Raw genomic sequence first — 20,524 nt, forward strand, 5'->3', positions numbered from 1 at the left:
CAGAAAACCTTACTGACCTGAAAGCCGACGTGTATTCATGGAGGAAAAAATGCGGATTTACATCACAGGTGCTTCGTGTGCGGGCGTGACCACTTTGGGTCAAAAGCTCGCAACATTGCTCCGCGTACGACATGTCGATGTCGATGATTTTTTCTGGATGCCCACCAACCCTCCTTTCACGACCAAGCGACCTGCCAGTGAGCGCGTGTCATTAATCCAGCAAAAACTGGGTCACGAAGACTGGGTGTTGACCGGTTCTTGTATGGACTGGGGAGATGCACTGGTGACCCGGGTCGACCTGATTGTATTTATCGTAACAGCAACACCTGTGCGCCTTGAGCGGCTGGCGGCGCGTGAAAAAAAGCTGTTTGGAAATCGGATAGCAGTCGGCGGTGACATGCACCAAATACATGGGGATTTTCGGGAGTGGGCCTCGCAGTACGACAACCCGAATTTCTCAGGGCGCAACCGGGCGAGGCACGAGTTGTGGCTATCAGAACAAATAGCCCCCGTCTTACGGATTGACGGGGCTGACAGTGTTGAAAAGTTGGCAGTGGAAGTCATTCAAGCGTTACCGCCAACCCCTCAATAGCTCGAAATCAGGAGGGTCTATTCACTCATTCCATTGATAAGCCGGATTAAGGCTCCCCCCCCATATCCCTTCTGGATCCGAGGTACCACTTCAAACGCAAGCCAACGACTTGTCTTCAGAGCCAAGTCACAGTAATCAAGTAACGCCCCGACTGCACTGGCTTGCCCGAACCATCCACCAACTCGAATCGTTGATTGTAATAGCGACCGTCTGGACTGCTGACAGCGAGCAATTTGACTTTGACGCTGGAATGCCCGGCAGCACTGACTGAGCGGGTCGATTCTACTGTGCGTACGTTAACCGCTGTACCCAGCATGGGCTGCGGGCATCTTTGAAGTTCAAAGCTCGAACTCATGTTTACGTGGGCAATACAGCTCGACTCCACAACACTGCCATGAAACTGGATAACCCCTTGGCCTAAAGGGACAGCAGCCTGGCTGCCACTGTTCAATGCAAAAAACAGACTTGCACCTATCGCCAATCGATTAATGCTCATGCTGATGCTCCTTTAGGTTGTAAGGAACGCATCGACAAGTCTGGCTGATATCTTGAATTTATTTTGGAAGCCGCTGTATTTTTCCTGAAAGTGAATCGCTAATCATTGTGTGGACTCATATTGAGTTCCACTTTGGCCGGCTGCTACCTCCCTCAATGGACTGCAACCTGACTCAAGCTGTCAGTCGACCTGAGGGCATTGTTTGGAAGGTGTGTACCAGTGGACTGCGGAGTCGGCATAAACGTGTTTTTGCTTTTGAGGCTTGAAGGGCGTGTCGAGCGTACCCAGTGCTATCGAAACCCAGTCGGCAAATTCGCCTTGTGATCGTGACCAGAATAACGTCGAACCACAGTGTGCGCAGAACTCGCGTAACACCGTCTCCGAGGAAGCATACGTTTTGATACTGCTGGCGCCGCCAAGTATCCGTAGCGCGCTGCGGGGAACGCTGGCGTACGAAGCGAATGCAGCCCCGTGGCCTTTACGACACTGGCTGCAATGGCAATGACTCACTGCTGTTGGTGGAGTGAGTAGTTCGTAGCGGACTGCTGCGCACAGGCAGCTTCCTTGATACACCTCTGTCATACGCTCAACCCTGCACGTGAAAAGATGCCAGCATAACCACCTCAACCAAGACCGTCGACCGACTGCTTTTGGCCCTGAGCGCTCAGTCATGACGAGGCATGGGTTCTGAATACCGGCCATGAAGGGGGGGTGAACGTACGGCCACCAACGCCAGATCTACATACTCAGAGGCCGCCATCAAGCCAATGGCGGCCTTGTGTACCGGTGACCCTGGCGCGACAAACGATTAAACTTGCGTGCTATCCAACGCGCTCTCAGGAAGAGGCCAAGCATGTTCGATCATCCAACCCAGCCCGAAATTGCTGAATGGTTCGCCAGGTTCGAAGTCCCCGAGGTGGCATACAGCGTCTGCTCCATCGACCTGAGCAACGAACCGCCCGAGCATTGGTTCTTTAAGCGCAACCGATTGCGGCCTGAAAGCTTGAAGCTCGACCTGTGCATACCCTCCAGCGGGAACTGGTGTGTCGACCTCTCGCGTCATGACAGACAGTTCAACATCCAGTGGCGCCAGAACGATGACTTGCGCATTGAGTCCCAGCAACTGCGCTACCGCAAGCTGATCAAGTGGCCTCGGCTGCACAGCCTCATGGACTTCCCATTGCTGGTCGGACAGCTGGAACAGTGCCTTGGTGTACGCTTTGTGCGCCATGCCAATTTAGGGGCGCGCTTGCTGGAGCCCGAGGCGCTGGCGTGCAATCCAAAAATCCGCCAATGGTTGGCCCCTTGTGCTGACACCTTCGGCTGGAACAGGCAAATGCAAGCAGAGTAGCGCGCAGGCAATCATTTGAGATTTCTGCCGCACTTTATACGTCGCGACCGAAACTGCACGTGTTGGCTGGACACACCTTCAGATAGCTGAACTGCCAAGGGCAGCCCGCCGCGCAAGCCATGACAAAAGCCTCAACCTAACGTTGCACTCTCCCGCGCGAAGGCGAATGGAATATCTTGCTGGCAAGTTAATCTGCTCAACCACACAAGGAAGTCAATGCTGAGCTCACTCGTATCAAATGGTCAGCCATCTGCGTCCGACCGATCAGAACTGGAAGTGCCTTGGTGGAGTTTTACCAAGACCCTCCTGGCCGCTACCGCGCTGTGTTTGGTGCGTGATGGACGGCTCGGACTAGACTCCTCGATTCTTGATCAACCTTTCACGTTACGCCAACTGCTTCGACATGAGGCAGGGCTCGCCGACTATGGTGAACTTGCGGATTATCACGCCGCCGTCGCTAACGATGAGGCCGCATGGTCAGTAGACGAAATGATGCAGCGCCTTGATGGTGCCCGGCTTCGATATAGCCCCGGAACCGGATGGCGTTACTCGAATGTGGGTTACCTGCTCATCGGCAGGCTAATTGAACAGGTGACCGATCTTTCGCTTGAAGAAGCCGTGGATCGATACGCACTGACGCCGTTGGGTCTTTCGAGCGTTCGCTTCGCCAAAACGCGAGCAGACTTACGAAATGCTCACCTTGGAAATAAATCAAATTATGACCCCGGCTGGGTATATCACGGCTTGCTGATAGGCCCCATTTCGCAATCAGCGCTATTCCTCGACCGACTTCTCGCGGGGCACCTCCTGCCTGCGGGTTTGCTCCAGGAAATGCAGGTAGCAAAAGCATTGGGGGGGCCGATTCCTGGACGCCCATGGCTTGCACCTGGGTACGGCCTGGGTTTGATGCAGGGTTCGATTGAAGGGGGTTTTACACTCTGCGGACACACCGGTTGCGGGCCCGGTGGTGTTATTGCCGTTTACCGTATCTGCGACGGCGGTGCATCGGCGTGTTGCGCTGTTTTTGACGCAGGCACCCCTGAAGGCGCCGTCGAAGTCCTCGTTGTCGAGAAACTGCTACAGGCTTTGCGATAAAGAATGGATTCGCCCAGGATCTTTGGACTACAGCCCCATAATCTGCGCACCACTGGTTTATGTCGATTGCAGCCCCTTGTGACAGGAAGCAATCGGCCAGAAGCGACCGAAAACAGAAGGCCGTCATCTGAGCGAGAGGGGCTTGTCGATCAAATGCCCACGCGCGCCCAAGACCTCGCCAAGAAAGACCAGGGCCCGACGAAAAACCGGGTGGCAATCGCCATAAGGCAAATGCTCGAACGAAGCCCAGAAAAACTCGAAAACATGACCATGGTCATCAAGCGTCTGATGTGACCATTGCTCAGGCAGTGGTCCAGTCACCTGACACAGTTGAAACGACCAGATCTGGCCCTGATGACCGGAATCCCAACATCCCAGATCGTCTTCGATTGTAGCGGTGCTTATCCCTGACTCTTCCACCAATTCACGCAGAGCCGCACGACAGGGTGCCTCCCCCTCCTCAACCGTTCCCTTCACCAGTTGCACCCCGGCCTGCGGATGACGGAACAAAAGGATCTTGAGGGGCTGTGCAGAAGACAGAACTACTGGGCAGACTTTCTGGGCAAGCATGGCGATGTCCGTATCGAAAAAACGAAAGCTCACCATCATACGCTTTCAGCGATCACGTAATGGCAGCGGCTGGAGCCTGTCGTTTTGTCCAGCAGTCGCCTCACTGCTGCGGTGCAACCATCCGTAAACGTATATCGATGTTGTCGGAAACAAGGCTGTCAGACCACTCGCCTGCGCCGACGTTGAAGTCACTGCGTTTAAGGACCAACTCTGCGTCGAAGATGCCAATGGTTTGATCTGATTTCAGAAGCACCGGCACTATGACCTCCCGGGTCAGCCCCCTGAGTGTAAGGTTGCCCGTGATCTGGTAGCGGTTGTTGCCCAGGTCTTTGATGAGGGTCGACTCAAAGGTCGCCACCGGATAAGCCGTGGTGTCGAACCAGGCGGGTTTTTGCAGCTCAGTGTTGGCCTCTTCGCTACCGGAGTCGATGCTGTTGAGGTCGATGGCCAGTTTGGCCTGGGCAGCCTCGGGGTGAGCGGTATCGAAGTCGAGGGTCCCGACAAACTTGCCAAATGTGCCATACACCCTTGATCCCATCTGGTTGTAGGTAAAACTGATGGTGCTGGCTGTGGGATTTAAGTGGCTGTATTGGGCCCCGTCAGCGCCAGGAAAAAAGCCGAGGCTGAGCGTGACAGCCAGTGCGGTCGAACGAAGAGATCGAGGGCTCATTGCATTCTCCAGGGCCGGCCCCTTATGGGTCGACGTGTCTAGCAGCAGGTGAACTGAAGCAAAGAATCACCGTTTGTTCCAGCCCGCACGCAGTTCACGACTCATGTTTTACCTGACCGTGTACAAAAGCGACTGATGACAGCTCCCGTCTAAACCCAGACGCTCACCCAGCACTTCTCTCAATCTGCAGCACCGTTGCCCTGCTCTAACAAAACCGCACCCTGGCCTTGCAGGCTTAAATGATCCCCTGGATTACGCAGGGGGCAGTCTTCCATCGACAGGCATCCGCAACCGATACAACCGTCAAGCTGATCACGAAGCCGGGTCAGGCTCAGAATCCGCTCAGTCAGCATGTCTCTCCACCCCGTGGAAAGGTACGCCCAGTCCTTTGAAGTCAAAGGTCTTCCCGTTGGAAGTTCGTCCAGCGCAGCCTTGATCGCGGCGAGCGGAATGCCCGCGCGTTTTGCAATCTTGATGATGGCAATGCGCCGAAGAGTGTCCCTGCCATAACGACGCTGATTACCTGCACTGCGCTGCCCGTGAATCAGCCCTTTGGCTTCATAGAAGTGGACGGTGGCTATCGTAACGCCGCATCGGCGGGCTAACTCTCCGACCGAAATAGGTACGCGCACATCAATCATGGATTCCGTTCCCCTCTTGACCTCATCTATACATGAGGTTTTATAAGGAGTGTCGGTTTGCATTTGCAAGCCTTCATTCGCAGCTGCGGATGATTTCTTGAAGTGGAGCCAACATGGACAAGCGTCACATCCCATCAGATCAATCCTCACAACACGGATCGAACCCATGGCCCTCAGAAGATAGCGCCCCTTCAAGCACAGGCTGGGGAGCCCTGCTCTCCGGCAGGAATGGCATGCGCTCTCTCGCACTTGCAGGCGGAGTCGTCCTTCACGCGGTCAATGTCTATATTTCCACGACGATTCTGCCCTCTGTCGTTAGGGACATCGGCGGTATCGACTATTACGCCTGGAACACCACACTGTTTGTCGCGGCATCGATTCTCGGGTCGGCGTTGTCGGCCAGGTTGCTCCAGAGCGCGGGGCCCCGCGGGGCCTACATGATCGCAACACTGGTGTTTGCGATCGGTACGCTGATTTGTGCGTTCGCGCCCTCAATGCCTTTGATGCTTGCCGGACGCATTATTCAGGGACTGGGTGGCGGGTTTTTGTTCGCGCTCTCCTACGCCATGATCAGGCTTGTTTTCAGTGAAGCCTTGTGGCCACGCGCAATGGCCTTGATCTCCGGAATGTGGGGGGTAGCAACGCTCATTGGCCCTGCGGTTGGCGGCGTGTTCGCAGAGCTCGGCATATGGCGGGCTGCATTTTGGTCGCTGATTCCAGTCGCTACGCTGTTCGCCCTGCTCGCGGTGGTCGTATTACCCAAACGCGGCTCGCAGAGCACTCCAGCCTCCCCGCTTGCTCTCACTCAACTCGTTCTCCTGACATCGGCTGTTCTCGTTATTTCGGCGGTCAGTGTCTCCTCAGTTTTCATCTTGAACATGGTCGGCCTGGGAGTCGCCGTCCTGCTGACGGCCTTGCTGATAACAACGGAAAGCCGCGCCCGGCACCGCTTGCTGCCAGAAGGTGCGTTGCGGATTACATCGGCCCTGGGGGCGCTTTATGCAACCATGTCGCTGCTTGCGATCGCCGTAACCAGTGGCGAAATATTTGTGCCGCTCTTCCTTCAGGTTCTCCACCACCAGTCACCTCTGGCTGCGGGCTACCTTGCAGCGCTTATGGCAGCCGGGTGGACGCTGGGATCAATCACAAGCGCCGGTGCCAATGGCAAAAACATCAGGCGCGCGATCCTCGCCGGCCCGATACTTGGATTGGCGGGTATGGTTGCGCTTGCCGTTTTGATGGGAACTGAAAGCGAAGGCAACTGGCTCGCACTTACCCCTATCTGCCTGGCGCTGGGCGCTATCGGGTTGGGCGTTGGACTGGCCTGGCCGCATCTGCTGACCCGGGTCTTCCAGGTATCCTCGGCAGGTGAACAGGACCTGGCAGCAGCATCGATCACAACCGTACAGCTGTTCGCCACTGCGCTCGGTGCGGCCCTGGCGGGAATGGTGGCCAACATTGCGGGCCTGACCGATCCCGGGGGTATCGTGGGCGCCTCAAGCGCAGCAACCTGGCTTTTTGGAGTGTTCGCACTGGCACCGATGCTAGGTGTTTTGACGGTCTATCGAGTGCTATTCCATCATCCGAGTGCGGGACAACGGGAGCAGGCTGCAGACACTCCATCATTCTGACTCAAGCGTTCGGATGCCTTCCATTGCACGGTTGTCTACAGAGGAAGACAACCGTTTGTGCCGAGCACCGACTCCAGACGCTCAAGGAACACACCAACTCTATGGGGCACGTGCTGTCGGGTGGGCAATATTGCGGTGATGTAGAGCTGTTCAGGGCTGACATCCTGCAACTCGATCAGGCGCAGGGTTCCGGCATCCAGATCATCACGGACATCCCAGTAGGTCAGCATCGCCACCCCTAAACCTTGCCTGCTCGCCGCTCGTACCGCCTCGACGCTGTTAGCCGAAAAAACGCCCTCCGCCCGTATGGCAACCGCGTCACCGTCACGCATGAAGGGCCAGTAAGGCATTCCGTGCAACGCTATGCGACGGTGGCCCGACAGTGCGTCCATCGTGGCCGGTATGCCGTGGTGTTTCAGATAGGCGGGGCTGGCGCACAGCACTCTGGGATTGGGGGCGAGGGGGCGCGCGATCAAAGCCGAATCCCGCAATGTCGCAATGCGGATAGCGACATCGATTCCGAGACCGACAATATCCACAATGCTATCCGAGAGTGTCAGATCAACCCGTAGCGCCGGGTGCTCAGCCAACAGATCGGGAATCAGGGGCATGATCACTGACTGTCCAAAAACGCTGGGAGCAGTGACCTTCAAGACACCACTGGCCGTACCGGCATTGGATTTGAGACTGACTCTAGCCCCTTCACTGGCTTCCAGCAGCGTGGTTGCAAAGGGTACAAATGTTTCGCCTTCGGCCGTTAGCGACACGGAGCGCGTTGTTCGATGAAACAACCGAACACCCAGTTCGCCTTCAAGAGTGGCCAGCCTGCGGGACACTGTCATGGGCGACAGGCCAAGCCGTCTGGCGGCTGCCGAGAGACTGCCACTTTCGGCAATGGCGCTGAAAACTTCCACATCTGAAATCTGCATCATTGCATCCGTTTCTGATAAAGCGGCTTATCGTTTTCGCTGGCTTCTAAACGTTCCCATCCAAGCTTACTGTCCTCTGCATCAATTTCTACCGGCATTTTTGTCAAAAGAGGACTGGACACATGAATGACTATAACCAGCAGATATTATCTCACTATGATATTGGCGACCTGAGATTGAGAAATCGTCTTGCCGTAGCCCCCATGACGCGAGTGAGTGCCACCGAAGCGGGGCTAGCGACCCCTGAGATGGCGCGTTACTACGAGCGATTTGCCAAAGGGGACTTTGGCCTGATCATTACCGAAGGGCTTTACACCGATCAGAAGTATGCCCAGGGCTACCCCTTCCAACCAGGGATTAGCGATGTTGAGCAGGCTCTGGCGTGGCGTGTTGTGACAGATCTCATTCATGCCCACAAAGGCGCTGCATTCGCACAACTCATGCACGCTGGAGCACTGAGCCAGGGCAACCGTTTTGAAACTGCAACCGCTGCGCCCTCCTCTGTGCGACCGAAAGGTACGCAAATGAAGTTCTATTACGGTGAGGGGCAATATCCGATTCCCCAAGCGATGACGGATGAAGACATCGCTGATGCCATCACCGGATTCGCACAAGCGGCGACTTTGGCAACCCGTGATGCGGGATTCGATGGTGTCGAAATTCATGGGGCGAACGGCTACCTGCTGGATCAATTCCTGAGCGACTACACCAATCAACGACAAGATCGCTGGGGCGGCAATGTCCGCGCGCGGATTGGACTGACACTGGAAGTCTTTAAGGCGGTCAGGGCTGCAGTCGGTGCGGGTGCGCCCGTCGGCGTGAGGATTTCCCAGAGCAAGGTGAACGACCATGCACACAAATGGGAGGGAGGCGAAGCCGCCGCCGAAGTGATTTTTGGTTCGCTCAAGGACGCTGGCGTGGACTTCATCCATGTGACGGAGTTTGAGGCATGGCAACCGGCATTCGCCGAAGGAAACTCAAGCCTGGTGGAGCTGGCTCGGCGATATGCTCCTAAGGTGGCAATCATTGCCAATGGCGGCCTGGATAAGTCGCAACGTGCTGGGCAAGTAGTGCGACACGGCGCCGATATGATCGCGCTGGGCAAGGCGGCTCTGGCCAATCCCGACCTTCCCCGCCGTCTGGCAACCCACACCGACCTCGCCCGGTTCGACACTTCGATTCTGGGGCCGATTGCCGATATCAAGGACAGTGAGTTGAATGTGGCGTGACCCCACTCACAGATTTTGCGCGCAGACCCTAGATAACCGTTTGTGCCTGTACAGCTGAAAGAACATGCTCGAAGGTCGCAAGCACGCCCGCCTGTTTGCGACCACGTGGGTGAGCGACCGCTTCACGGCCTCAATCTGCGCAGGCTTGCCTTGCCGGTCTTTGGCTTGATATCCCCTGCCCCGGCAGCTTTCAGCATTTTTTGAAACGTTGAGCATTCAATATGAAGAGCAGCCGGGCACGACGCCGCACGAAGAAGCTCATCGCGTACGGCACTGAGGCGCTCAATGGTGCGGTCCAGTTCATCAGCCTTTTGCGAAAGCCGCTGACGATCAATGGCTGGCTGACCGTCAACGTCCAGCATGGCGGCTATTTCGTCCAGTGAGAACGCCGCAGATTGCCCGAGCGCAATCAATGACAACTGCTGGAGCACGTCGGCCCGAAATACGCGGCTAAGGCCACGACGTCCTATCGAGCGGATAAGACCCTTTTCTTCGTAATACCGAAGGGTTGAAGACGGCAGGCCAGAATGTGCAGCCACTTCACCGATAGTCATCTCTTTCATGCTTGACCTCAAGTGGACTTGAACTTGCAGACTGCCCGGATAAAACCACCAAAGCGGGCTAAAGACAAAGGGAAATATGATGGAAACAAGTGAGACGATAATGCGCATTCTGTTTGTTGGAATGGCCGCCACGCTGATCATGGACGTATCGGCTTTGATTCAAGCACGGGTTCTGGGCGTTGCGTCAGCTGACTATGGACTGGTCGGTCGCTGGCTGGGCCACATGGTAGACGGGCAGTTTCGTCATGCCTCGATCAAGGCTGCGCCCAAGGTCAGGAATGAGCGCTTGGTTGGCTGGGTGTTTCATTACATTACGGGCTGCGTCTTCGCGATGGCGCTTGTCGGTGTCCAGGGCGTTGCCTGGCTCTGCAACCCCTCCTTGGTGCCTGCGCTGATGGCTGGTTTGATCAGTGTGACTGCACCCTTTTTAATCATGCAGCCCGCGTTTGGTTTCGGTATCGCTGCGTCCAAAACCCCGGCACCTAAGGTAGCAAGACGCAGGAGCGTGATTGCCCATCTGACGTTCGGGGTCGGGCTCTTTGGGGCCGGCTGGATGTTGGTGCTGCTCTTTCCTGCGCCGCAGTGCCTGGGGTGAACACCTGCGGGAGCATCGGCGCCAACTGAGCCTCCCGCTCCCGGCGGTATTCTGGCCGAAAGCGCAGGCTCAGTCCTCAACACTGAGGCATGTGAGCATGCACAATGGTTCGAGGGGTGCAGTGCTTAATCTACCCATGAATCATGCAAGCAACCAGCGTTCGACCTGATCTGCCCCGTGCTCCATTTTCCAGGCTTTAAGCGTCTTGTGATTACCGCCCTTTGTCTCGACGACTTCGTTGGTGAACGGGTTCAGATAACGCTTGAGAGTCCGGGCAGCCCGCTGAACCTTGCGCCCCTCCACCGTCCCGTCCATGGCACTGGCAAGATCCGGCTCAAGCAGAGCGACGATCTGATGCAGGTTGACACCGTACGCCTCCATCAGTTTATGCAGTTTGTTTTCAAATTCGGTTTCTGCCTGGAAGGACTTGTCGTTCTTTAGCGCTTCCAGAACCATCTGGTGTTCGATGATCTGGCGTTCGAGGTCCCGGTATTTAGCAACTTTAGACATGTGCTGATGCTCTCCAAGTAACGGCTGTGAAAAATAGACAGGTCATTGATAAGGATGACCAAAGGCCTGTCTGGATGCGGCAGGCGCTGATCGCTTTATAATGATCCGGTTTTGAGTGCCCCCCTAGTTGAGTCGTGAGGACCCAAGGGAGAAAAGTGCACCCTGAAACAAATAAAAACAGGTGACTACTTCAAAAAACACGCCCACCCACCTCACCTTCTCGAGTGACTGACAAGTCCCTCGATAAAAAACTCTATATGCCCTCGAGGACTGTTTGAAATTGGCCACGCATCGATCTTTTGAGCAATAGCCCTGAAAGCCTTTGCACTTTTGGAACGAGGGAAGCTTCGGTAAACAGCTCGTTGCATAAGCGCAGCCTTGCGCACATCCTGGTCGTACGGAATTGCCCCTACGTATTGCAAGGTGACACTTAAAAAACTATCCGTAATCTTGATTAACTTTGCGAACAGTCTTTGACCGTCCAGTGGCGTGTGCTGCATATTGGCCAACACCCGAAAACGGCTTATACCGTAGTCACGATTAAGCAACTTTATAAGTGCATACGCATTGGTAATTGAAGTGGGTTCATCACACACCACCAATAAAATATCCCGGGCGGCCCGAACAAAACTCACGACCGATTCACCAATACCGGAAGCGGTATCAATTACCAGGACATCAAGGGTGTCCGCTATATCGCTGAATACCTGAATCAAACCTGCGTACTGTGCCGCCGACAAATGCGCCATGTTCCGATCACCTGACGCTGCATGGGCTATGAGCACTCCGCCAGGTCCTCGCATCAGCACATCGGACAATTCGCAACGGCCTTCAATCAGATCGGCAAGCGTGTACTTCGGGTTTAAGCCCAGTAGAACACCAATATTCGACAACCCCAGGTCAGCCTCCAGCAACACGACCCGCTTACCGAGCTCAGCCAGCGCCAATGAGAGGTTAACCGCGACAACGGTCTTGCCTACGCCTCCCTTACCGCTTGTCACAGCGATAACTTGTACAAAATGTTCGCACTCCATACTCTCAACTCCTTCCCTGTGTGACGCGTGAACATTCTCGTAAAGCGAGGGATAACTAAATAAGCTTAACCACTACCCCTGATTAATCGGGCTCATGTTTAGTCGCTGATACGTTAAGTTCGACTGACGGTATGACACCGTCAAACCAACGATCCACCCACCTGTCCCAGACAGTCTGACGGACTAAATTGAACGCCGGCAGCATCGAACAGCCTGCCGTACAAGAGGGCCAGGTATTTAGCCACAAAAGTGGGTGAGCACTGAGGTTTTATTGTTAATGAACAGCCCGGAGCGCCCCAAAAGCAGCTCAATGACTCCTTAATTGACCCGCCAGGGAGGTTAAATCAGACGCCACACCGCTAATTTATAAAAAAATAAAACAAAAGAAAAGCCACACGGAATAAAACCCAACCTTGAATTAATAAATAAGCCAACCAAATGACGCCAATAACTCGTCAACTTCACACACTGAGATCATCATGGGTGCCTCCCTTATAAAGAAGAGGTCCCCCTTCAAGCCAGCACCCAGCCATTCAAATGGCGCCAGCAACCCGTCAACTTTATTGTTAAACTCAAAAAATAAACAGGGTGGCGGGTGACAGAAAAACAGCGTTGGCACTATGATCAACTCACTCCACACTTCAGCCCACACCCACAACTTAGACATCACTGTATAGCCTCCTACCCCTTCAACTTGACGAGTCAAAACAGCGCTCATGAAAAGCACATGATCCGTCATTAATTAACTTACCCTGCACGACCTCACCTGCAACAATAACTTTTTAATGATCTGACAGCACCAATGCACTTAAAGGCCTGCGCAGATGATTGCCATCAGCAAGAGCCGTCGCACAAACAACTCATCAATCTACAATCAAGGCAGGCCTATGACAAACGTATCTGGACGAGGTTGGATGTGGGCTTATCGCAAGATGCGCAGCCTGTTATGCCCCAGACTGTCATCTGCCTACCGAGCAACCCTGTATGTACTTAGAGGCGATACTGGCGTTTTTTATAACACCCTCACTCATCAAAAAATCCGCATCCGCAAATAACCGGTCCGCCTTCAATTTTCTGAATGCTGGATGACGACATTGCCGTCGCAACAGTTCGAGTCAACACGGTGCGTCCTTTCGTCCTCGCCGACATGCAAGCGGCCCGTGCCAGCTATTGACTGATTTAAGGCAAGCCCCCCTGTGACCCTTATCGCGCCCCGGGTTACTTCATGGCCGGGCCTTCAATAGCGACGCGACTGGTGCTCTTGACCTCACGCAACGCCAGGCTCGACTGGATGGAAGCTATACCCAACTGGCGCCTCAACACGCTTTCGACAAAATCACTGTAACTATCAAGATCCCGGGCCAACACTTGTAAAAGGTAGTCAGCATCACCCGTGATCTTGTGGCACGACAAAACCTCTGGGAGTTGCTTGATGACCGCCTCGAAGGCTTCCGGGGTCTGATCGGTGTGCGTGGCAAAACGGATGTGCACGAATGCCATGATGTCCAGCCCCAACATCCGCCGATCCAGGTTCGCCTGGTAGCCCTTGATCACGCCCTCCTCTTCCATTCTTTTACGCCGTCTCCAGCAGGGCGTAAGACTCAAGGAAAGTCGTTCGCTCAACTCAGCGTTGGAAATGCTGGCGTCCTCCTGCAGCAAGGCCAGGATGGCCAGGTCAGTGTCATCAAGCGCCACACGTTTGGTATTTTTTTTCATATTATTTCTTTTTAAAGGAAAATATTACCCAAGATACTAATCCCACCAACAATAAAAGCAAAGAAATCGCATCTAACCCCGAACAAAATAGATACCTGAACAAAAACAATGGATGCGAATAAATGTTTACAGTTTTTAGCGACTCTCATCGATTGCACCACGGCACCGAACTGAAGGACGGCGTGCTCAAGCCCTCTTTCGAGCAGCCAAGCCGTGCAGATACCGTGCGTGACAGGGTCAGGCATGTCGGGCTCGGCGAGATCATCGCTCCGCGAACATTCGACCGGGCGTGCTACGTCAACGCGCACACTGAGCGCTATGTTTCCTTTTTGGAAACGGCCTGGTCCGAATGGACGGCAACCGGCCGCACCCACGACGCCCTTCCCCTCGTATGGCCAGTGCGAGACTTGTCCAATGAACACGTCCCAGGTTTCATTGATGGCAAGCTGGGCTTCTTTGCAATGGATGCCGGTTCACCGATCACCAGCACCACGTGGGAAGCGGTCAAAACCAGTGCGGATATTGCACTCACCGGCCTGTCATTGATCAACGAAGGGCAAAACAGCGCCTTTGCCCTGTGCCGTCCGCCCGGCCACCATGCCGCACGTGAGTACATGGGAGGCTATTGCTACCTGAACAACGCTGCCATTGCCGCCCAGCAAGCAATTACTCAGGGGGCAAAACGTGTGGCGGTACTGGATGTTGACTTCCACCATGGCAACGGAACACAAAACATCTTCTATGACCGTCATGATGTGATGTTTGTCTCTTTGCATGGCGAACCCTCGGTTTCCTATCCGTACTACTCGGGCTTCAGTTCCGAATGCGGTGCCGGTGCCGGCGAAGGTTTTAACCTCAACTACCCGTTGCCAAAAAATACGACCTGGCAGCGTTATGAAAATGCCCTGATTCACGCCTGCAGAAAACTTAAGGACTTCGCACCTGAACTGTTGGTTATTTCGTTAGGCGTCGACACATTCAAAGATGACCCCATCAGCCACTTCCTTCTGGAAAGCCATGATTTTTTCGGCATGGGTGAAATCATCGCCACTGTTGGCGCCCCTACGCTCTTTGTCATGGAAGGCGGTTATATGGTCGATGAAATCGGGATCAATGCGGTCAACGTACTTCACGGGTATGAAAGTAAACAGCACTGAGCCTCCGTACCCGATATAACTTTTACGACTCGCCACTTCGAGATAACTGAAAATGACTCTGTTCATAAACGTTGATAACGCCGCCTCGCTGTTTGGAAAAATGGGTATTGGTAATGCCATCCAACAAATGGCTCTTTATATCAAGGCTGATTACTGCCGCTGGGCAGACTTTGATAAATCACCGCGTACAGCCAATCACTCCGAGTCCGGGGTCATCGAGTTGATGCCGACCGATGATGGCAAACAGTACTCATTCAAATACGTGAACGGCCATCCTGCCAATGCCATCAGAAACCTGCCGACAGTTATGGCATTTGGCGTCTTGGCCGATGTCCAGAGCGGATACCCCACCTTCCTCAGCGAACTGACCCTGACCACAGCGGTGCGAACCGCGGCAACGTCAGCACTGGTGGCGCAGTCCCTGGCACGCAAGAACTCAACATGCATGGCCCTTATCGGCAATGGCGCCCAGAGCGAATTCCAGGCCATTGCCTTTCATGAAATGCTGGGGATCAACGAGGTGCGGATCTTTGATATCGATCATGCTGCCTCGTTGAAGCTCAAGCGCAACCTGGAAGCTTACACAGGCATCACGGTCACCGTGGCCACCTCGGTGCATGAAGCGGTCAAAGGTGCCGATATCATCACCACTGTCACGGCGGACAAGGCATACGCGACCATTCTGACCCCCGACATGATCGAGCCTGGCATGCACATCAACGCGGTCGGCGGTGACTGTCCGGGGAAAACCGAACTTCATGCCGATATCCTGCGTAACGCCCGGATCATCGTCGAGTTCGAGCCCCAGACACGCATCGAAGGCGACATTCAGCAACTGGCCCCAGACTTTCCGGTCATCGAATTCTTCCGCATCGTCCGGGACAACGAACCCGGCCGCGAAAGTGACACTCAAGTCACAGTGTTCGATTCTGTTGGCTTTGCCCTCGAAGACTTTTCTTCGCTTCGTTACTTACATGACCTGGCTTGCAAGTATGGCCTGGGCGAAAAGATCCATTTGGTGCCCTCCCCGAAAAACATCAAGAACCTGTATCAGTTGATTGAAGGAACTTCTGGTCATTCACCTGTCTTGCGCAGTCAGAAGTCACAACTCACCTCAAGCTGAACGTGTTCACCCTTGGCGTTTCAGTCAGGTGCCAATCCACCTGACACTTCATTAATCAGGCGCACGCCCATCAGCCTCAACGTGCAAGACATGACCACACACTTTATAAAAATAAACCTGCACTCTTTTTCTGCCAAAACTCAAAAACATAAAATCAAGAGGTTTTGTGATGAAAACTGACACCCATGATTTAACTGAACGGCCCGCATTACAGCGCACGCTCAGCAATCGTCACATTCAACTAATGGCCATGGGGGGTGCTATTGGCACCGGCCTGTTTATGGGTTCCGGAAAGATAATCGCCCTGTCCGGAACCTCGATCATTCTTATCTACATGATCATTGGGCTCTTTGTTTACTTCGTCATGCGAGCCATGGGAGAGCTGCTTTTATCCAACCTCAACTTCAAGAGTTTCGCGGATTTTGCCGGTGCCTACCTAGGCCCTCGAGCAGCCTTCTTTCTGGGATGGTCGTACTGGCTGAGCTGGAGCGTTGCGGTGGTAGGGGACGCCGTGGTTGTCGGGGGGTTCTTTCAATACTGGTTCCCTGATGTACCAGCATGGATACCCGCTATCGGTATGATGTTTACCCTCTTTGCCCTGAATGTACTAACCGTCAGGCTGTTTGGTGAAGTTGAATTCTGGTTCGCAATCATCAAGATCATCGCCGTCGTTACGCTTATCGGCGTGAGTGCCGTGCTGATTGGCAGCTCCTTCGTATCCCCGACGGGGGTTACGGCTTCACTGACGCACTTGCTGGACAAACAAGCGGCCTTTCCTAACGGGCTATTCGGCTTTTTTGCCGGTTTTCAGATGGCGATCTTTTCCTTCGCGGGCACCGAATTGATCGGTACTGCGGCCGCTGAAACCAAGTCGCCAGAAAAGACGTTGCCCAAGGCTATCAACTCCATACCGCTCAGAATCATCCTTTTCTATGTGCTGGCACTGGCCTGCATCATCGCCGTAACCTCATGGCAACAAGTGTCCGCCAACAAAAGTCCTTTCGTTGAACTGTTCCTGATCGCGGGGTTTCCGGCGGCCGCCGGCATTGTAAACTTTGTCGTTCTGACCTCTGCAGCCTCCTCAGCCAACAGCGGTGTTTTTTCGTCCAGCCGGATGCTGTTCGGCCTTGCCGACCTGGGTAATGCACCCCGTATCTTTAAACGGCTTTCGAAAAACAGTGTTCCACTCACCAGCCTGGCGTTCACCACGTTCCTCATGCTGTTGGGGGTGCTGCTGCTGTTCATCATCCCTGAAGTCATGACGGCCTTTACGATCGTATCGACAGTCTCGGCCATCCTGGTGATTTTTACCTGGTCGACCATCCTGGCGTCCTACATCGCTTACCGCAAAACACGGCCCGACCTGCATGCGCAATCCAGGTACAAGATGCCAGGAGGGCTGCCCGTGGCATGGTTGTCCCTCGCTTTCCTGGCATTTGTGCTGTGTCTGCTTGCCCTTCGACCTGACACCCGCCTCGCCCTGTGCGTGATGCCTGCCTGGTTCATATGGCTGGCCATTGCCTATCAAGTAACGCAGTTCAGGAACAGGCCGTCAGCCAGTCACGTAGTCAGGCAACCCGGCTAAAGCTTCTGATGATTTATGGCCATGGATTGGCCATAAATTGAACATCGAAGAGGATCAGGCCTTGTAGCGCAATGCTTCCACCAGTAAGGCAAACGCAGGTGAAGCCTGGCGTCGACTCGGGTAGTAGAGGTGAAACCCGGCAAACCGTGGCGACCAGTCTTCCAGCACATGAATCAGGCGCCCTGCATTGAGGTGGGGCACGACCAGATCGTGGGGAATGTAACTCAGCCCAAAACCATCCAGCGCAGCTTGCAGCAGTTGATAAACACCGTTGTAGGTCACCTGGCCCGTCACCCGGACATTGAGGCTTTCACCCTCCTTGGCAAACTCCCAGGCATACAGACCGCCGTTCGTGGGCAACCGCAGGTTATTGCACAAATGCTCCGTAAGCGCCCGAGGTGTCGTGGGTAATGTTCGATGGGCAAAGTAGGCAGGCGAACCCACTACCGACATGCGCATGTCCGGCCCGATGCGGGTGGCAATCATGCCCTGCGCCACATCCTCGCCCAACCTGACACCGGCATCAAAGCCTTGAGCGGCAATATCGACAAAGCTGTAATCGCAGCAGACTTCCACCGAGATATCCGGATACCTGGGGAGAAAGTCCTTGAGCACCGGCCGAATGATCTGATCCAGCACATGGTCCATGGCATTGATACGGATTGTGCCCGCAGGGGTGTCGCGCAAATCACTCAGGCCGGCCAGTTCGATTTCGATTTCTTCGAAATGAGGCCCCACCCGCTTCATCAACCGCTCGCCCGCCTCGGTAGGCGAAACGCTGCGCGTGGTACGGGTCAACAGGCGCAGTCCCAATCGAGCTTCCAAACCACGAATCGTGTGACTGAGCGCTGATTGCGAGACCCCGAGTCTGGCAGCTGCCTTGGTAAAACTTCGCTCCCTCGCAACAGCGAGGAAGGCAAGCAGATCGCTGGCGTTTTCCCTAAGCATTAATGAGGCACTCACATAAGTGTTTTCGAATTCTAGCGGCTAATCATGATAATTCGCAGCTGATAGAGTGAACAACTTGCTCCAAATGAGCGCACCTCAGCCTAGGCAGAGCGTACTGGGCTTCTCAATTTTTCACGCCGCTCTCTATTAGTCGTCACCGGCGGCCATTGCCTTAAGGGAATCGTCATGAACAGCCTCGCAGCCACGGCGTTATCGCTGTCATTGCTCGCCCTTGAAGTACCCGCAGAGGAGAAATCAATGCTCATCATCCATCCCAACGGTTCTCAGCCATCGGCCAAGGGCCCAAGTGATTACTTCACCGGTACCGTTCGCGTCGATGCGCCTTTCAAGGGAACCCAGGACGCCCGTGTCAGCGGCGCTACAGTGACCTTCGAGCCTGGAGCCCGCACTGCCTGGCACACCCACCCGCTGGGCCAGACCTTGATCGTGACCGCCGGGTCCGGCCTGGTACAGGAACTGGGGCAGCCCGCCCGTTCAATCAAACCGGGGGACACCGTGTGGATCCCGCCTGATGTCAAACACTGGCATGGAGCGACTGCCACCACGGCGATGACTCATATCGCCATTGCCGAAGTGCTGGACGAAAAAGTGGTGGACTGGATGGAGCAGGTCAGCGACGAACAGTATGCCCAAGGCCTTTGATTCCTGTGCGTTCAACGCTCTCGCCAGTTGCGGCTACGATAACTGCGGCAAGTCACACTTAGTCGCTGCAAGCAGCACTCACTCGAGGTATTCATGAAGAACACCCGTAACGTCACCGTCGTCATAGGCGCAGGCTCCATTGGCCAGGCAATTGCCCGCCGTGTCAGCGCGGGCAAACACGTGGTACTGGCCGACCTGCGGCAGGAGAGCGCCGATACGGCGGCCAAGGTGTTGCTCGACGCAGGCTTCGAGGTCACCACGGCTGTCGTCGACGTTTCCTCCCGCGAGTCGGTCCAGGCCCTGGTTAAATTGGCAACCACCATTGGCGAGGTCACCGCGGTGATCCACGCTGCTGGTGTTTCTCCGTCCCAGGCGCCGGTATCGACCATCCTGCGCGTGGATCTGTATGGCACGGCACTGGTGCTGGAAGTGTTCGGCAACGTGATCGCCGAAGGTGGATCAGCAGTGGTCATCGCCTCGCAATCAGGCCATCGCCTGCCCGCCCTCACACCGGAGCAAAACAAGGCACTGGCCACCACCCCTGTCGAAGAGTTACTGGCACTGCCGATGCTTCAGGCAGACCAGGTGAGCGATCCATTGCACGCTTATCAGATTTCCAAACGCGGCAATTCGTTGCGCGTCATGGCCGAGGCGGTGCGTTGGGGCAAGCGCGGGGCACGGGTCAATACCATCAGCCCGGGCATCATCTTTACCCCATTGGCCAGAGATGAACTCAGCGGTCCACGCGGCGAAGGCTACCAGCGCATGATCGACCTCAGCGCCGCCGGCCGTGGCGGCACACCCGATGAAGTCGGTTCGGTCGCAGCACTGTTGATGGGGCCTGAAGGGACATTCATCACCGGCAGCGACTTCCTGATGGATGGCGGTGTCACCGCAGCCTACTGGTACGGCGACCTGGCGCCTAAGGAGTAGATGCCCCGCCTGCCGGGCGGAACAAAAACTCGGGTCCACCGCTGGTCACAAAAGACGAACCCCGCCTGAGCGTAAAGGTCAGACACGTTATGGCAAACAGCGCGGCATGCGCTGCGAAGCGTCGGCCATCTACAGCGGAGGTTCAGTGATGAGTGCCCTGACAATTGAAGGTTGGTGTAAAAACAGTCCCGACGACAGTCCTACCCCGGTAGGTGAGATCCATTTTTATGTCGACGGCCCCCTCCATCGACGTATGGAACAAGCTGAGGAACGGCTGCAGAAAACCCAGGAACCTGAAGTCATGGTCGACGTCGACATGACCACACTGGATCTGACCCTGCCCGAGGGGTATGGCCCATTGTCAGACTGCCAGATGCGGGTCTATTTACATCTGGATCGTGGGCAGTTTCATTTGGTCGGACATCAATCGAGCGACTCAAGCTTGATCTACACCAATGCGGTCCTGATTGACCAACTGCTTTAGGCGCAGCGG

24 protein-coding genes are annotated in these 20,524 nt (G+C 55.0%); 12 read left to right on the forward strand and 12 right to left on the reverse strand.

The genetic code is table 11. The features are described from left to right. Window positions 1-49 precede the first annotated feature (49 nt). Window positions 50-592 (forward strand): adenylate kinase, encoded by a 543-nt coding sequence (locus RGV06_RS03495; RefSeq protein ID WP_322149380.1) that lies wholly within the window; start codon window positions 50-52, stop codon window positions 590-592. A gap of 115 nt (window positions 593-707) precedes the next feature. Here the strand turns inward: RGV06_RS03495 and RGV06_RS03500 are convergent, their stop codons facing one another. Both RGV06_RS03500 and RGV06_RS03505 read right to left on the reverse strand, forming a co-directional pair. After that, window positions 708-1,088 carry a hypothetical protein gene (locus RGV06_RS03500; RefSeq protein ID WP_019825665.1) on the reverse strand — a complete coding sequence of 127 codons (381 nt, stop codon included), beginning with the start codon at window positions 1,086-1,088 and terminating at the stop codon, window positions 708-710. 180 nt (window positions 1,089-1,268) lie between these two features. Continuing rightward, on the reverse strand, window positions 1,269-1,670 hold the full coding sequence (locus RGV06_RS03505) for a GFA family protein (RefSeq protein WP_019825663.1): 402 nt from the start codon (window positions 1,668-1,670) through the stop codon (window positions 1,269-1,271). Between the two features lie 271 nt (window positions 1,671-1,941). On the opposite strand from RGV06_RS03505, the gene RGV06_RS03510 reads away from it, so the two are divergent. Together RGV06_RS03510 and RGV06_RS03515 are read left to right on the forward strand one after the other, a co-directional pair. Continuing rightward, the gene (locus RGV06_RS03510; RefSeq protein ID WP_019825662.1) at window positions 1,942-2,439 is read left to right on the forward strand and encodes a hypothetical protein; all 498 of its coding nucleotides are present in this window, start codon (window positions 1,942-1,944) and stop codon (window positions 2,437-2,439) included. Window positions 2,440-2,655: 216 nt separating this feature from the next. Beyond that, window positions 2,656-3,534, forward strand: coding sequence for a serine hydrolase domain-containing protein (locus RGV06_RS03515; protein WP_322149381.1), 879 nt, complete (start codon window positions 2,656-2,658; stop codon window positions 3,532-3,534). 123 nt (window positions 3,535-3,657) lie between these two features. Here the strand turns inward: RGV06_RS03515 and RGV06_RS03520 are convergent, their stop codons facing one another. The 3 genes from RGV06_RS03520 to soxR all read right to left on the reverse strand — a co-directional run bounded on the left by RGV06_RS03520 (window position 3,658) and on the right by soxR (window position 5,415). Beyond that, a complete protein-coding gene (locus tag RGV06_RS03520; protein ID WP_322151824.1) occupies window positions 3,658-4,104 on the reverse strand; it encodes an NUDIX hydrolase in 447 nt (148 codons plus the stop codon). Window positions 4,105-4,204: 100 nt separating this feature from the next. Beyond that, a complete protein-coding gene (locus tag RGV06_RS03525) occupies window positions 4,205-4,774 on the reverse strand; it encodes a YceI family protein (protein WP_322149382.1) in 570 nt (189 codons plus the stop codon). A 179-nt stretch (window positions 4,775-4,953) separates the two neighbouring features. Next, complete coding sequence (soxR, locus tag RGV06_RS03530) at window positions 4,954-5,415, reverse strand: redox-sensitive transcriptional activator SoxR (RefSeq protein WP_046809454.1); 462 nt, start codon at window positions 5,413-5,415, stop codon at window positions 4,954-4,956. A 233-nt stretch (window positions 5,416-5,648) separates the two neighbouring features. Here soxR and RGV06_RS03535 point away from each other — a divergent pair, with 233 nt between their 5' ends. After that, on the forward strand, window positions 5,649-7,046 hold the full coding sequence (locus RGV06_RS03535) for an MFS transporter (RefSeq protein WP_416194549.1): 1,398 nt from the start codon (window positions 5,649-5,651) through the stop codon (window positions 7,044-7,046). 35 nt (window positions 7,047-7,081) lie between these two features. Here the strand turns inward: RGV06_RS03535 and RGV06_RS03540 are convergent, their stop codons facing one another. Continuing rightward, complete coding sequence (locus RGV06_RS03540; protein ID WP_322149384.1) at window positions 7,082-7,975, reverse strand: LysR family transcriptional regulator; 894 nt, start codon at window positions 7,973-7,975, stop codon at window positions 7,082-7,084. 122 nt (window positions 7,976-8,097) lie between these two features. Here RGV06_RS03540 and RGV06_RS03545 point away from each other — a divergent pair, with 122 nt between their 5' ends. Further along, window positions 8,098-9,204, forward strand: a complete 1,107-nt coding sequence (locus RGV06_RS03545) for an NADH:flavin oxidoreductase (protein WP_037032308.1) — start codon at window positions 8,098-8,100, stop codon at window positions 9,202-9,204. Between the two features lie 122 nt (window positions 9,205-9,326). On the opposite strand, the gene RGV06_RS03550 is transcribed toward RGV06_RS03545, so the two are convergent. Further along, on the reverse strand, window positions 9,327-9,767 hold the full coding sequence (locus tag RGV06_RS03550) for a helix-turn-helix domain-containing protein (RefSeq protein WP_322149386.1): 441 nt from the start codon (window positions 9,765-9,767) through the stop codon (window positions 9,327-9,329). Between the two features lie 100 nt (window positions 9,768-9,867). Here RGV06_RS03550 and RGV06_RS03555 point away from each other — a divergent pair, with 100 nt between their 5' ends. Further along, window positions 9,868-10,362, forward strand: a complete 495-nt coding sequence (locus tag RGV06_RS03555) for a DUF2938 domain-containing protein (protein ID WP_019825646.1) — start codon at window positions 9,868-9,870, stop codon at window positions 10,360-10,362. Between the two features lie 141 nt (window positions 10,363-10,503). Here RGV06_RS03555 and RGV06_RS03560 read toward each other — a convergent pair whose 3' ends face one another. The 4 genes from RGV06_RS03560 to RGV06_RS03575 form a co-directional block, all read right to left on the reverse strand. Continuing rightward, complete coding sequence (locus RGV06_RS03560) at window positions 10,504-10,872, reverse strand: histone-like nucleoid-structuring protein, MvaT/MvaU family (RefSeq protein ID WP_019825644.1); 369 nt, start codon at window positions 10,870-10,872, stop codon at window positions 10,504-10,506. Between the two features lie 212 nt (window positions 10,873-11,084). Continuing rightward, window positions 11,085-11,906 (reverse strand): MinD/ParA family protein, encoded by an 822-nt coding sequence (locus tag RGV06_RS03565; RefSeq protein WP_019825642.1) that lies wholly within the window; start codon window positions 11,904-11,906, stop codon window positions 11,085-11,087. Between the two features lie 418 nt (window positions 11,907-12,324). Continuing rightward, window positions 12,325-12,624, reverse strand: a complete 300-nt coding sequence (locus RGV06_RS03570) for a hypothetical protein (RefSeq protein WP_322149389.1) — start codon at window positions 12,622-12,624, stop codon at window positions 12,325-12,327. A gap of 500 nt (window positions 12,625-13,124) precedes the next feature. After that, a complete protein-coding gene (locus RGV06_RS03575) occupies window positions 13,125-13,622 on the reverse strand; it encodes an Lrp/AsnC family transcriptional regulator (RefSeq protein ID WP_019825640.1) in 498 nt (165 codons plus the stop codon). Window positions 13,623-13,744: 122 nt separating this feature from the next. Here RGV06_RS03575 and RGV06_RS03580 point away from each other — a divergent pair, with 122 nt between their 5' ends. From RGV06_RS03580 to RGV06_RS03590, 3 genes are all read left to right on the forward strand, one after another. Then, entirely contained in the window at window positions 13,745-14,779 is a 1,035-nt protein-coding gene (locus RGV06_RS03580) for a histone deacetylase family protein (protein WP_322149392.1), read from the forward strand. Window positions 14,780-14,831: 52 nt separating this feature from the next. Beyond that, on the forward strand, window positions 14,832-15,902 hold the full coding sequence (locus tag RGV06_RS03585; protein WP_019825637.1) for an ornithine cyclodeaminase: 1,071 nt from the start codon (window positions 14,832-14,834) through the stop codon (window positions 15,900-15,902). Window positions 15,903-16,071: 169 nt separating this feature from the next. Then, a complete protein-coding gene (locus tag RGV06_RS03590; RefSeq protein WP_019825636.1) occupies window positions 16,072-17,487 on the forward strand; it encodes an amino acid permease in 1,416 nt (471 codons plus the stop codon). Between the two features lie 54 nt (window positions 17,488-17,541). On the opposite strand, the gene RGV06_RS03595 is transcribed toward RGV06_RS03590, so the two are convergent. After that, window positions 17,542-18,435, reverse strand: coding sequence for a LysR family transcriptional regulator (locus RGV06_RS03595; RefSeq protein WP_037032303.1), 894 nt, complete (start codon window positions 18,433-18,435; stop codon window positions 17,542-17,544). 186 nt (window positions 18,436-18,621) lie between these two features. On the opposite strand from RGV06_RS03595, the gene RGV06_RS03600 reads away from it, so the two are divergent. The 3 genes from RGV06_RS03600 (at window position 18,622) to RGV06_RS03610 (ending at window position 20,515) form a co-directional block, all read left to right on the forward strand. After that, window positions 18,622-19,098 (forward strand): cupin domain-containing protein, encoded by a 477-nt coding sequence (locus tag RGV06_RS03600; protein WP_082113405.1) that lies wholly within the window; start codon window positions 18,622-18,624, stop codon window positions 19,096-19,098. Window positions 19,099-19,191: 93 nt separating this feature from the next. After that, the gene (locus RGV06_RS03605) at window positions 19,192-20,031 is read left to right on the forward strand and encodes an SDR family oxidoreductase (RefSeq protein WP_046809447.1); all 840 of its coding nucleotides are present in this window, start codon (window positions 19,192-19,194) and stop codon (window positions 20,029-20,031) included. Window positions 20,032-20,179: 148 nt separating this feature from the next. Beyond that, window positions 20,180-20,515, forward strand: coding sequence for a hypothetical protein (locus RGV06_RS03610; protein ID WP_048351512.1), 336 nt, complete (start codon window positions 20,180-20,182; stop codon window positions 20,513-20,515). The last annotated feature ends 9 nt before the right edge of the window (window positions 20,516-20,524 follow it).

It is taken from the genome of Pseudomonas sp. CCI3.1 (assembly GCF_034313985.1).
Taxonomy (GTDB): domain Bacteria; phylum Pseudomonadota; class Gammaproteobacteria; order Pseudomonadales; family Pseudomonadaceae; genus Aquipseudomonas; species Aquipseudomonas psychrophila.